The sequence below is a fragment of the Levilactobacillus parabrevis genome, from assembly GCF_044051715.1.
Taxonomy (GTDB): domain Bacteria; phylum Bacillota; class Bacilli; order Lactobacillales; family Lactobacillaceae; genus Levilactobacillus; species Levilactobacillus parabrevis.
Map to the genome: position 1 here is coordinate 1,127,550 of NZ_CP168688.1, position 12,377 is coordinate 1,139,926.

General features: G+C 48.4%; 11 protein-coding genes and 1 tRNA gene. 8 read left to right on the forward strand and 4 right to left on the reverse strand.

All coding sequences use genetic code 11. The features are described from left to right. Positions 1-38 precede the first annotated feature (38 nt). Positions 39-962, forward strand: coding sequence for an ABC transporter ATP-binding protein (locus tag ACEPSU_RS05415; RefSeq protein ID WP_395323026.1), 924 nt, complete (start codon positions 39-41; stop codon positions 960-962). Further along, complete coding sequence (locus ACEPSU_RS05420) at positions 955-1,719, forward strand: ABC transporter permease (protein ID WP_395323027.1); 765 nt, start codon at positions 955-957, stop codon at positions 1,717-1,719. The genes ACEPSU_RS05415 and ACEPSU_RS05420 overlap by 8 nt, the downstream gene beginning before the upstream one ends. A gap of 779 nt (positions 1,720-2,498) precedes the next feature. On the opposite strand, the gene ACEPSU_RS05425 is transcribed toward ACEPSU_RS05420, so the two are convergent. From ACEPSU_RS05425 to ACEPSU_RS05435, 3 genes are all read right to left on the reverse strand, one after another. Continuing rightward, positions 2,499-2,840, reverse strand: a complete 342-nt coding sequence (locus ACEPSU_RS05425) for a DUF1516 family protein (protein ID WP_020089235.1) — start codon at positions 2,838-2,840, stop codon at positions 2,499-2,501. A gap of 62 nt (positions 2,841-2,902) precedes the next feature. Continuing rightward, positions 2,903-3,433 carry a dihydrofolate reductase family protein gene (locus ACEPSU_RS05430; protein WP_395323028.1) on the reverse strand — a complete coding sequence of 177 codons (531 nt, stop codon included), beginning with the start codon at positions 3,431-3,433 and terminating at the stop codon, positions 2,903-2,905. Positions 3,434-3,500: 67 nt separating this feature from the next. Beyond that, positions 3,501-4,748 carry an N-acetylmuramoyl-L-alanine amidase family protein gene (locus ACEPSU_RS05435; protein WP_395323029.1) on the reverse strand — a complete coding sequence of 416 codons (1,248 nt, stop codon included), beginning with the start codon at positions 4,746-4,748 and terminating at the stop codon, positions 3,501-3,503. 340 nt (positions 4,749-5,088) lie between these two features. Between ACEPSU_RS05435 and ACEPSU_RS05440 the strand changes: the two genes are divergently transcribed. The 3 genes from ACEPSU_RS05440 to argS all read left to right on the forward strand — a co-directional run bounded on the left by ACEPSU_RS05440 (position 5,089) and on the right by argS (position 7,484). Further along, positions 5,089-5,331 (forward strand): DUF2187 domain-containing protein, encoded by a 243-nt coding sequence (locus tag ACEPSU_RS05440; RefSeq protein WP_260338352.1) that lies wholly within the window; start codon positions 5,089-5,091, stop codon positions 5,329-5,331. A gap of 78 nt (positions 5,332-5,409) precedes the next feature. Further along, positions 5,410-5,480 (forward strand) — tRNA-Gly (locus tag ACEPSU_RS05445). Positions 5,481-5,792: 312 nt separating this feature from the next. Continuing rightward, positions 5,793-7,484 (forward strand): arginine--tRNA ligase, encoded by a 1,692-nt coding sequence (gene argS / locus ACEPSU_RS05450; protein WP_395361624.1) that lies wholly within the window; start codon positions 5,793-5,795, stop codon positions 7,482-7,484. Between the two features lie 94 nt (positions 7,485-7,578). On the opposite strand, the gene ACEPSU_RS05455 is transcribed toward argS, so the two are convergent. Beyond that, positions 7,579-8,058 (reverse strand): MerR family transcriptional regulator, encoded by a 480-nt coding sequence (locus ACEPSU_RS05455; RefSeq protein WP_395323030.1) that lies wholly within the window; start codon positions 8,056-8,058, stop codon positions 7,579-7,581. A 106-nt stretch (positions 8,059-8,164) separates the two neighbouring features. On the opposite strand from ACEPSU_RS05455, the gene ACEPSU_RS05460 reads away from it, so the two are divergent. The 3 genes from ACEPSU_RS05460 to ACEPSU_RS05470 all read left to right on the forward strand — a co-directional run bounded on the left by ACEPSU_RS05460 (position 8,165) and on the right by ACEPSU_RS05470 (position 12,301). Further along, positions 8,165-8,902 carry an SDR family oxidoreductase gene (locus ACEPSU_RS05460; protein ID WP_395323031.1) on the forward strand — a complete coding sequence of 246 codons (738 nt, stop codon included), beginning with the start codon at positions 8,165-8,167 and terminating at the stop codon, positions 8,900-8,902. Positions 8,903-9,369: 467 nt separating this feature from the next. Then, positions 9,370-9,837 carry an arginine repressor gene (locus tag ACEPSU_RS05465; protein ID WP_020089242.1) on the forward strand — a complete coding sequence of 156 codons (468 nt, stop codon included), beginning with the start codon at positions 9,370-9,372 and terminating at the stop codon, positions 9,835-9,837. Between the two features lie 364 nt (positions 9,838-10,201). Then, entirely contained in the window at positions 10,202-12,301 is a 2,100-nt protein-coding gene (locus tag ACEPSU_RS05470; RefSeq protein WP_395323032.1) for a PBP1A family penicillin-binding protein, read from the forward strand. Positions 12,302-12,377: the final 76 nt, after the last annotated feature.

The window sequence follows — 12,377 nt, forward strand, 5'->3', positions numbered from 1 at the left end:
GATGGTAAGGGCGAATAGGAGAGGAAATGACGATAACCATGAGTGAAGATGTCTTAACAATTACTAATGTCAGCAAGCGCTTCGGTAATTTTCAAGCACTTGATGATGTTAGTCTGACCGTAAGAAATGGTGATATTTATGGTCTGCTTGGGGAGAATGGCGCTGGGAAAACAACCCTCATGCGTTTGATTACAGGATTATCCTTTTTGAGACAAGGAAGGATAGTCTTACTAGGTGAGCAACCAGGTCATTATCGGCAAGCGCTGCGCAGAACAGGGGCTATCATTGAAAATCCAACAGCTTTTCCGGGATTAACGGTTAAACAAAATTTGAAGTTATGTGCTATTCAGCATGGCATTTCGGAGCCAAACCTGTTGGCAGAAACATTAGACTTCGTTGGGCTAACGTCCAAACAGTCTACCAAGGCGAGCCATCTATCGTTGGGTCAGCGGCAACGACTAGGATTAGCGTTGGCGACGTTACCACGGCCTGACTTTTTAATCCTGGATGAACCAATCAACGGACTTGATCCCAGTGGCATCATAGAGTTTCGTAAGTTGATTAAGCAGCTTAATGAGGAACGACACACAACAATTTTGATTTCAAGTCACATCCTATCTGAACTCTACCAAGTGTCAACCCGTTTTGGTATTCTGCATCATGGGCGACTGATTAAACAGCTCACCAAGTCTGAGCTAGATACTGCTAATCAGGCTGGATTGGAGATTGAGGCTGACCAGGTCGCGGCTGCCGGACAAGTGTTAGATCATGCTATGGCCGGTGACTTTGAAATCTTGGATGAACACCGACTTATTGTTCGGCATAGTTCATTATCAGCTGCAAAGATAAACCAACTTTTGGTTCAAGGAGGCGTCTCCGTGACCCAAATTGTACAACGAGAAGGCTCATTGGAAGAATATTATACGAGTCTGATTGCAAGGGAGGATCAGCGTCATGTTTAACCAAATCAAGGCTGACAGCTATCGGCAGCTACATACTTGGGGAAGTTATGTCATCTTAACATTGACGGTTTTACTTAGCGTCTTGATTACCGCCTATGAGAGTACAGGCGGCATCATGATTAATGCTGGTACAATGCAAAAGTTTGCAAGTAGTCAGTGGACAGTCATGACGGGCTTGAGAAGTGCCACGTTATCCGCAACCATGCTGTTATACATCGACATTGCCTTATTCGTGATGGTTATTGGACAGGAGTTTTCGAAGAAGACGTATAAAAACACGTTGATTTCAGGTATTTCGAGACTGGGTTTTATTTTGGGGAAATTTGTCACCATGTTGTTAGACATTCTTCTTTTGACGCTGGCCTTTTACGGCGTGGTTATTTTAACCAGTCGTCTGGCTGGCCGCGACGGTGGTACTTCGCTGATGACTCTAGCACGAACACTAGGACTAATGACCGTAACAATGGGATTTTTTATTAGTGTCATTTTCAGTATTGGCGTCATTGTGCTAGTTCTGATGAATTCGGTGGTAGCAGCGACTATTTTTATGGCTTTATGGCCAATTTTGATTGTGCTCTTATCAAATTTCACGAGTTGGCAGTGGCTTAAGTACCTAAACTTTACGGGGGTTGCCCAGCAAATAACCTTGGGAACTTTAAAGATTGGGGCACTTTGGCCGTATATCGGTGTTAGTTTTGGGGTATTAGTCCTGACAATCGTCGGTTCAACAGTTCTGATACAACATAAAGAGTTATAGGGAGATATTAGCAGATGAGTAAGCATAAGGTGAAAGGGTAAATCGCCATTCTAATTGTTGTGTTTTTAGGTGTTGAGACCGTCAAGATAGCCCGAATGCCACATCATTTAACGACTCAGCAAATTTTGCAACGATTCAGTTAGCATGTAAACACGAAGCAGGGTTCTGTTGGAATTGCTAAGTTTTCTAAATCAACGATGGAAATCACTGGTGCCCATTCTAGTTATCATTATCGCTACTCAGTTGATGATTATAATCAGCTGTTAAGCATCAGGAGTGGCAGTCTTAAGGGACGGTACGCCATGAAAATGGATACGATTAATTATAAAATGATTCCCCAAAAAGGTCATCGGGGGCAGAAGGATATTCGATTGATTAGAATTGATTGATGGGGGGACAGAGAAAATGCTGTTTTTGTTAGAATTACCCTTATTTTTGTTGCGGATGGGATTGCTGGTATTCAGATTACTTTTTCACTTATTTTGGATTGTTCTGATAGTGATTCTATTAGTTGGCGTCCTGGGTTGGAAGGTTATCTTACCGATTGTTTTTTAGATGATATTTGGAGATTAAGGATGAGGTGAGTAGTAGAGGGGTTAACGTCCGTCCTGCAAATCGAAGCTATCGAGTCCGAGACGACTTTTCCAACGGCCGACAGCCAATCTATTTTGGTTGACCGGACGCTGGAACTGGCTTTGAAGATGCGCGAAGCATAAATTTCTACAGATAAAAACGGACCTGCTCATGATGAGCGGGTCCGTTTTGCTTACAGGCAACTATTATCGGAAGGCTAAAGTTAGGCCCAGACCAACCGTGATCAGACCTACAACGCCCAGTACCCAGTAGATCAGGTGGGGGGTGTCACGTTCCATTTTGCGGCCAAAACTGACTTCAATCAGCGCGATGGTGGCAATCCCCAAGACAAACTTGAGACTGATTAGCAGGGGGGCGTGACCGAACGTCCGAATACTCAGGACAACGCCGCTAATGATCATGACCAGGTAGGCCAGTCTCGCCAGTAGTAAGAATTGCGTCACGCGTTTTTCCGAGTGACGTGTTAGACCGAAGATCACCAGAATCGTCAGGATGATCCAGGTCCAAAAATGTAAGGCTAACCACATCGTAACCGCTCCCTTAAGCACTATTTACATCCAGAGTACCATATTGGAGGGGCGAAAGTGAACTAATTTACCCGGTGATAAACGACTTCGGCCAATGGACCATATTGGTGGGTGGTCACTAGCTGATAATTCTGGGGCTGTGTGAGCTCGCCGAATAGGCGTTTGCCAGTACCCAACAGAATGGGCGCAATCTGAATATACAGGTCGTCGACGAGGTTAGCGGCTAGAAGTGGGGTGAGGACGCCGCTGCCACCGACAATCCAGACGTTACCCGACTGCTGAGCCAGCTGAGTGGCCAGAGTGACCACGTCCGTTGACGTAAAGGTGTAGCCGGGCTGGGATGGTCTAGCCTGATGAGACAGCACGTAGCTGACCATAGCGGGATTGTGAGGATTCAGTGGACTTCCTGGCGCCATGGCTTGAACCGCCTCGTAGGTGACCCGGCCCAGGATGGCGCTCGACATGGCGGCGAGCGTGTCAGCGCCCACGTCAGCGGGGATGTTCGGCAGTCTGGTCAGCCAGTCAATGTTATCATCCGTGGTCGCCAGGTAACCGTCGAGCGAAATAGCACCGTAGAATTGAATTTTACCCATGTAAGGTCACTCCTTTAGTCAAAAGGGGCGCAACCCCTATGGTGTTGCGCCCCTTAATGTCTATTTGTTAGTTTAAGTTCAGGCTCGTGGACTTGGCCCAGTAAGTGTTACCAGCAACGGCAACACGGTACCAAGTTGACCCATCGCTGGATTTATAGCCCTTTTTATTGATCTTGGCAGTGGTTCCCGCCTTGAAGTCTTGCGTGTGGGCCGTCGTCTTGGACAAGTAGTCCGAGTTCAGGACGTGATTGTATAACGCATAGTTCTTGGTGGTCTTCAGGGTTGGCGTCCCATTAGCGTCACTGTAGCTGACTTTAGGGAAGTTCAGCACCTTGTTGTAGACCCAGTACTTGTAACCGGAGTTCTTGCTGAAACGAATCCGGTACCAAGTACCACTCCAGCCGCCCTTTTTGACGCCACGGCTATCGACGTAGACCTTGGCCCCGCGATAGTCGGAACTCAGGTTGGACCAGCCAATCTTCCGGGCGCCATTCGTGCCCTTAACGTGATTGTAGACGGTCCAGTTGGTGTAGTTGTTGGCCAACGTAGCCGTTTCGTTGTTCCCGCCGTGGTAGTACTTCACGGTCTTAGGCTTAGCTACCGTATGCTGTGTGGATTCGTCGGGAGTCTCGTCAGTGGTCGTGTTATCCGTGGTGCCACCGAGACTTGCGTACTGTGACTTAACCAGGCTAACAAAGTCAGTCATGGTGTAGGTTGTGCCGAAGTACTTCCGAGCGTTAGTGGACCAGTAACCATCGGGATCGGTATGGTTCGTCCCACCCAGTTGATTAGAGACATCGTGGTGGGAAAGAACTGTCGTGTACCGCTTTGGTGTTAATCCATACTGTTTAAGAATGTAAGCCGTGTAGTAGGCCGCGTTGTTTAATTCGGAGGCGAAGGCTGACTTTGAGTGAACCTCGACTTGTTCGAATTGCACGTAACGCTGGTTGGCTACCGGGCCAGCTCCCCAGCACAGGTACTTCGTGTTGGCGATGTTGATGATGTTACTGGCATCAACGAAGGTGTGCACGAAGGCGTTGTTATAGTGACTGGTCATGTAGCTGATTTCACCAAAAATATTAGAATTAGGGTTGGCCGTTTCGTGGACGACGACCCCTTCAGGCTTGTTGTGCCGGTACTTATTTTGAGGCAAGACCGATTGGTAGGCCTTTTTGATCTTGGGGGTGCTGTAATCTTGATTACCAATGTAGGTATTGATTGCATTGGCACTAGCGGTCGTGGATGACCAGAATAATCCCAGACATCCCGCCGTGAGGGCGATTCCCCGAATCGTCCAGCGTTGCCATTTCTTCATAATAACTTCTCCTCCTACTGAGTATCTCTTATCTTAAAAAAAGATGTAACGCAACGACTCGATTATAACGTATTTTTCAAAGGTTGAATATTGAATAGCTTATGGGGTGATCTATCGGCGAAGTTCGGAGTTTCGACATGTATAGTGGGAAAAGGGCGGATGGTGTCGCTAACTGTCGGATTCTTACGTGTTTTACATGATATTTACAATAAAAGTTCGGAATTAACTGTTTGTTTCAAAGTTCTTACAATTCTGTGGCAGAAATGGCAGACGCATTTGCTTGCGGTCACGCCAGAAGTTGGCTATAATTATTATTTGCATACGAAAGGAGCGACGAACAATGGCTGATGAAACGACTGATACAACAGAGATTAAGATTGGCGATTACGTTGCGGCAAAGAAGTTTGGTCCCCTGGAACACAATTTCACGGGTGAAGTGACCAAAGTGTATGATAATTCAGTTTTAGTTGAGATCCGCGACTACGATCCAGCTGATAAAACGGCGGTCGGGGACATGAATAACCGTGCCGTAGTACGTAAGTCAGCTGCCAAGATTACGGGCAACAAAGATGACGAAAACTAGTTTTTAACAATTTTTTGAATTTATTTGCAAAAAGATAATGACAACTCACAGATGGTATGCTATACTTTTCTGTGTTGTGCGGGTGTAGTTTAGTGGTAAAATTCAAGCTTCCCAAGCTTGTGTCGCGGGTCCGATTCCCGTCACCCGCTTTCGAATGGGGCGGCCTTTAGGGTCGTCTTTCTTATTATTCGAAAGCACCTCAGACGAATTAGTACGGTGGTTATAATTTTCAGCGAATCCGGGAGGCTGTGAGCCGGGTAATTTCACCATCGGAACGGAGCGGCTGAGTCAATTTAATTGATCATTTAAGTGGACTTTTAAGTCAATCAGAGTGGTACCGCGGGAAATCTCGTCTCTTACAAATATTTTTGTAGGGGACGTTTTTTTATCCCGCCGGTGAAATGATGTAAACTAAGAGCACAACGTCATTGATGAAGTGAATTATAGGGAGGAAAATTAGCATGGATTACAAACAAACAGTTACTGCAGCCTTAGCCCAAGCCCTCGACGGCCAATTGACCGCTGACGAGATCAGCGCCAAGCTAGAACGGCCAAAGACGTCTGACAAGGGGGACATGGCGTTCCCAACGTTTACGCTGGCTAAAGTTTTACACCGCGCACCTCAACAGATTGCGCAGGACTTAGCTGACAAGCTGGATACGACTGATTTTGAAAAGGTCGAGGTCGTGGGTCCTTACCTGAACTTCTTCTTTGACAAGGGTGCTTACAGTGAAGCTACCCTGGACACGGTTTTGACGGCCGGTGCCAGCTATGGGAAGAACGAAGACGGTAATGGTGGTAACGTGCCAATCGACATGTCTTCACCTAACATTGCCAAGCCAATGTCCATGGGTCATCTGCGTTCAACGGTTATCGGAAATTCGATTGCTGAAATCTTGACTAAGAACGGTTACCACCCAATCAAAGATAATCACCTGGGTGACTGGGGGACCCAATTTGGGAAGCTGATCACCGCCTACAAGCTGTGGGGGAATGAAGCAGATGTGAAGGCTGATCCTATCAACAAGTTGGTTGAATATTACGTGCGTTTCCACAAGGAAGACGTCAACAAGCCTGAACTGGACGACGTTGCGCGGGAATGGTTCAAGAAGTTGGAAGATGGTGACGAAGAAGCCCACCGTCTGTGGAAGTGGTTCCGTGAAGCTTCCCTCCAAGAATTCAACGATGTTTATGACGAATTGGGCGTGAAGTTCGATACCTACAACGGTGAAGCCTTCTACAACGACAAGCTGGAAGAAGTTGTCCAGATCTTAAAGGACAAGCACTTACTGGTTGAGTCACAAGGCGCCCAAGTGGTTGATTTGAGCAAATACGACTTGAACCCAGCCTTAATTTTGAAGAGTGACGGGGCATCCCTGTACATCACCCGTGATATCGCCACGGCATTGTACCGTGACCGGACTTACGATCCAGCTAAGAACCTGTACGTGGTTGGTTCCGAACAGACTTACTACTTCAAGCAATTGAAGGCCGTTCTGAAGGAAATGGGCGTTAAATCCGCCGACAATCTGCAACACGTGCCATTTGGTCTGATCACTGTTGATGGGAAGAAGTTATCGACCCGTTCTGGCCGGATCATCCTGTTGGCCAAGGTTCTGGAAGAATCCGTTAAGCTGGCTGGTGAACAGATCAACGAAAAGAATCCAGAATTGGCAAACAAGCAAGAAGTTGCCAAGCAAGTTGGTGTTGGGGCCATTGTCTTCGGTGATTTGAAGAACGAACGGACGAATAACATTGACTTCGTATTGGCTGACCAATTGAAGTTCGAAGGAGAAACTGGTCCATACGTCCAGTACTCCCATGCTCGTGCCGAAAGTATCTTGCGTAAGGCATCTAACGTTGACGTTCAGGCAGCTGGCAACCAAATCACGGACCCAGAGGCTTGGGATACCATCAAGACGTTGGCTGACTTCCCAGCAATGGTCAAGATGGCTTGCAAGGAACTGGAACCATCCGTCATTGCCAAGTACGCCATTCGCTTAGCGAAGACTTTCAACAAGTACTACGCACACTCCAAGATCCTGACGGAAGACGCCGAATTACCAGCACGTTTAGCACTGGTCAAGGCCGTTTCCACGGTTCTGAAGGAATCCTTACGCCTGTTGGGTGTTCAAGCACCGGACGAAATGTAGGCTCATAATAAATTTAAAAGTTTAGAAAAGACGATCATCAACTGGGCATAGGCTGAGTTGGTGGTCGTCTTTTTGTGGTGTGGTCACTTGAAAGCTAATCCAATGTTCCCAGTTTCTCGGGACTGGCACCGTTGGCAACGAGTTGGTTGAACTCGGCGTGAACGGCTGGGTCTACTTGGTTGGTACCTGGCAGATAGTGGATGCTTTCTGTGCCGGCCTGGAGCGCTGTCTTGTAGTACCACTTCTTCCACCGCAGGAAATCTAGGGTGTGTTGGAGCCGAGCCATCTTGGCTTCCAGCTTAGCCTCGTGGTCGTCTAAGAAATCGTAGCGCGCCTGCAACGTGGAATCCCCGGTCATACAGAGGTCGATGAAGTCCCCGATTTGCTTGACGGGCACACCGGCTTCCTTGAGACAGACGATGACTTCTAGAAAATTAAAGTCGTTATCCTTGAAGCGCCGGCGCCCGGCAGCATTGCGGTCGACGAAGGGCAGCAGGCCCTCCTTATCGTAATAGCGAAGGGTGTAGGGGCTGATGGCGAGCTTATCCGCGACTTCCCCGATTGAGTAACTCATCAAAAAATCTCCTTTATTTTTCGAATTGGTGTTGACTTAGAGTTAACTCTAGATTATATACTACGATTATTCAAGTTATTTCGGAAAAAATAGGAGGATTTATCTGATGTTAAAAACAAAACCATTAGTTGTCATTACCGGTGCCAGTTCAGGATTTGGCGCGGAAGATGCAAAATTATTCAATGCTGCAGGCTACCCCATGTTACTGTTGGGTCGGCGTGTAGAGAAAATCAAGGCGTTGCCCCTGAACTTTGATAACGTTCTGGTGGATGCCGTTGACGTGACTGATCAAGCAGCTTTGGCCGCCGCGATTCGTCAAGCTGAAGCACAGTATGGGCCCACGGACCTGTTGATCAACAACGCTGGTGTCATGTTATTGGGAAACGTCACCCGTCAAGATCCTAAGGAATGGCAAACGATGCTAGATACCAATGTAATGGGCGTCTTGAATGGTACGCAAATCGTGTTACCAGGCATGATCGAACGCCAACATGGAACCATCATCAACATGTCGTCAATCGCCGGATTTAAGGCGTTTGCCAACCATGCCGCCTACGTTGCCAGCAAGTTTGGTGTTCACGGCCTGTCGGAGACGATTCGCCAGGAAGTGGCCAACGATAACGTGCGAATTTCCCTGGTTGCACCGGGTGCCGGTGAGACGGAATTACTGACGCACGTGACGGACGCCAGTGCCTTGAAGGACTACGAAGCCTGGAAGCATACTATGGGTGGTTTAACGTTAGACCCGAAGTACGTGGCGCAGACGGTGAAGTTTATCTATGACATGCCACAGGAAGTTAACGTCCGTGAGATTGATTTAGCTGCAACGCGTCAAGATAGCTAGAGGAAAAATGTGGGTGGCTACTAGAGCTTACAATCGTGATGTCGCATGCTAAGATTGATGACTATGTGATTAACTAATGCTGTGGGTAAAGGATTATGTAGCTGGAGGAGGCCGGGGATGGAACCGGCCGTGACAGTGGTGTTAGGCCGGGCGATTGTTTCTCCCCGGTCTTACACCGCGGGACGCGTTTGGAAACTCGCATGAACTTGGCGAGGTTTCAAACCGAGCCGGAAGCCAGGTTTTCAGGCTGCAGGCGGTCCCCACAGCAGGTGTAATCCCTGGCAGCCGCAAGCGGTAATTTTTAACCAGTGCAGTTCGTTAAGAAGTTTCCCGTTCCTGAGGAAGCTTCTTTTTGCGTTGAAAACGAATATTTGGTACACTTGCTTTATAAATATGCAGAGACGTGTGGCTAAATTCCGCATCCTTTGTTATACTTAATGCAATTTTATGCGGGAAGGGTGGTCGCAATGAAGAAAAGTATGCGTCAATCACGTATCGAGCAGCTGATCAATCAATATCCGATCGGTACGCAGGAAGAGTTAATGGAACACCTCGAGGAGGTTGGCATTCAAGCTACGCAGGCCACCATCTCGCGGGATATTCGGGAAATGCAGATTGTTAAGGCCCAGGATGGTCATGGCCACTTGCGCTACACAATTTTTAAGGCAGGTAATCGTAGCGAGGAAGAGCGGCTACGAGAAACCATCAACGAGGTCGTTACGGGTTTGACCCGGGTTGAATTCGTCAATATTTTGAAAACGCTGCCGAGCAACGGGAACCTTTTAGCAGCGATCTTTGACGACTTGAATTTACCAGAGGTGGCCGGAACACTAGCGGGACATGATACCATCTTCATTATCAGTCCTAGCGCCGAGGTGGCGGTCAAGCTCCACGACATGATCGCAGACGAAATGAATCCGGACATCGTCCATTAAACTTACCAGCTAATTTGAGAAGGCGTAAAGCGAATAGCCGTTCGCTTTACGCCTTTTTGCCGATTCGGTAAACTTAGTGATCGAAACTGGTGCAGGTCCTGTAGCGACCCGAAGTTAAGCTATTTTAAAGGTTCGTAAAGTTTTCGGGAAACGCCGGGCGGGGCAATGGACTATGCTAAAATAGTGATATTACACACGGCAGGTTTATTTAAAATCATGTGTGAGCCGTGAGTGCGCGTTTGTCGCAAGGCAACACGACTAGCTAACGGATACGCAAGCCAGTGCCGACCGTCCGAACTGATAGTTTGGCGTGGTTAGCCTAACCTGAGTATTCAATTCTAATTGAGATAAGAAGAGGCTATTTATGAATAACCAACAACCTAATCAGAACTTTTGGTCAGGCTTCAAGGCCCGCTTCAAGTACATCTGGCATCGATTCCAATTAACCCGGTGGTTGATCGTCATTGTGATGAGTGGGTTCTTGGTGTTAAGTGGTTACCTGACGTTCATGGCTAAGACAGCCAACGTCGGTGACCTGAAGGCTGCGCTGGAAAATCCAACGCAGATCTATGACCGCAGTAATCAAAAAGCCGGGACGCTGTATTCCCAGAAGGGGACCTACGTGCCATTAAAGAGCATCTCGCCGAGCGTCCAAAGTGCCGTCATCTCGACGGAAGATCGAAACTTTTATCATGAGTATGGGTTTTCCTTCAAGGGATATGCACGGGCCTTCTTTTTGTATGCCAAGAATAAGATACTTCGACACAACTACATCAGTGGTGGGGGGAGCACACTGACCCAGCAGTTGGCGAAGAATGCCTACCTGACGCAGGAACAGACTTTTACGCGAAAATTTAAGGAACTCTTTTTGTCGATTGAAATTGAAAATGTTTATACCAAAAAGGATATTCTGTCGATGTATCTGAATAACGCTTACTTCGGTAACGGGGTCTGGGGTGTTCAGGACGCGGCCGAACGGTATTTTGGCACCTCAGCCGAACAGCTGTCCGTGCCCGAGTCTGCCGTTCTGGCGGGGATGTTGACCTCACCGAGTGCGTATAATCCCATTGACCATCCGCAGGCATCACGCGCCCGGCGAAACGTCGTGCTGGGACTGATGGCGGAGACCGGAGCGATTACCTCGGACCAGGCTAAGCAGTATCAAGCCACCGCGTTAACCACTAGTGATAGTTACTCCTATAAGAATACCTATAAGTATCCGTACTTCTTCGATGCCGTGATCAACGAAGCCGTCAGCAAGTATGGACTGACCGAATCGGAGATCATGAACAAGGGGTATAAGATCTACACAACTTTGGATCAGTCTAATCAGCGACAGATGCAGACCTTGTTCAAGAACACCAGCTACTTCCCAGCCAATGCGAGTGATGGCACCAAGGTCCAAGCGGCCAGCATCGCCATTGATCCGGATACTGGTGGCGTTGAAGCGGTCGTCGGGGGTCGGGGTAAACACGTCTTCCGGGGGTACAACCGAGCAACGCAGATGCAGCGGCAACCGGGATCGACCATCAAGCCACTGGCCGTTTACACGCCAGCCTTGGAGAACGGGTATTACTATGACTCAGAATTGACCAACAAGAAGAAATCGTATGGGTCTAACAAGTACACGCCAGAAAATTATGGTAACCAGTATACCGGAAAGATGCCAATGTACCAGGCGCTTGCGCAGAGTGCCAACGCACCGGCCGTGTGGTTACTGAATAAGATTGGTGTGGACAAGGGGTATGAGTCTGTGAAGAAGTTTGGCCTACCCGTGACGAAGTCCGACAAGAATCTGGCGTTAGCGCTGGGTGGCTTGAAGACTGGGGTATCGCCGCAACAGTTGGCGCAGGCCTACACGGCGTTTGCCAACAACGGGACCATGACCTCGGCACATTACATCCGCAAAATCGTGGATGCTTCGGGGAACGTGGTCGTCAGCACGGATGACAGTCAAGCTAAGCGTTCTAAAGTGATGTCGCAGAAGACCGCTAAGCAGATGACCAGTATGATGATGGGCGTCTTCAATTACGGGACTGGGACCAGTGCTAAGCCTTACGGGTACACGATTGCCGGGAAGACCGGGAGTACCGAAGCCGATGGGGATGCCGATGCGACCCGTGATAAATGGATCGTTGGTTACACGCCTGACGTGGTCGTCACGACCTGGGAAGGGTTTGACAGCACCAGCAGTAAACATCACTTGGAGAACGTCAGTGGTACCGGCGAAGGCCCACTGTTCCAGGCAGAAATGCAAGGCATCCTGCCCAATACTAAGGGGACGTCGTTTACCACCAAGGATGCGTCAACCCTGGCTAGAGCTCAGAATTCCGGAACAACCTCCGCGTCTAGTGACATCTGGGATCAGGTTCAAAACGGGATCGATAACGCTGGTAAGTCATTTAACAACGCTGCCGATACGGTTAAAGCTTGGTGGGAAAAGGCGAAATCCTACGTGGAATAGCCGATTCTCGCTGGGGTTGCATCGGAAAGCATGGTACAATAGTTGGTGATTAACTTATCCGGGCGAAGGCCCATCA

Coding starts and splice junctions, on each gene's coding strand:
- ACEPSU_RS05420 (WP_395323027.1), top strand. CDS start 955: ATGTTTAACCAAATCAAGGCTGACAGCTATCGGCAGCTACATACTTGG.
- ACEPSU_RS05435 (WP_395323029.1), bottom strand. CDS start 4,748: ATGAAGAAATGGCAACGCTGGACGATTCGGGGAATCGCCCTCACGGCG.
- ACEPSU_RS05440 (WP_260338352.1), top strand. CDS start 5,089: ATGGCTGATGAAACGACTGATACAACAGAGATTAAGATTGGCGATTAC.
- ACEPSU_RS05415 (WP_395323026.1), top strand. CDS start 39: ATGAGTGAAGATGTCTTAACAATTACTAATGTCAGCAAGCGCTTCGGT.
- ACEPSU_RS05430 (WP_395323028.1), bottom strand. CDS start 3,433: ATGGGTAAAATTCAATTCTACGGTGCTATTTCGCTCGACGGTTACCTG.
- ACEPSU_RS05425 (WP_020089235.1), bottom strand. CDS start 2,840: ATGTGGTTAGCCTTACATTTTTGGACCTGGATCATCCTGACGATTCTG.
- ACEPSU_RS05455 (WP_395323030.1), bottom strand. CDS start 8,058: ATGAGTTACTCAATCGGGGAAGTCGCGGATAAGCTCGCCATCAGCCCC.
- ACEPSU_RS05470 (WP_395323032.1), top strand. CDS start 10,202: ATGAATAACCAACAACCTAATCAGAACTTTTGGTCAGGCTTCAAGGCC.
- argS (WP_395361624.1), top strand. CDS start 5,793: ATGGATTACAAACAAACAGTTACTGCAGCCTTAGCCCAAGCCCTCGAC.
- ACEPSU_RS05465 (WP_020089242.1), top strand. CDS start 9,370: ATGAAGAAAAGTATGCGTCAATCACGTATCGAGCAGCTGATCAATCAA.
- ACEPSU_RS05460 (WP_395323031.1), top strand. CDS start 8,165: ATGTTAAAAACAAAACCATTAGTTGTCATTACCGGTGCCAGTTCAGGA.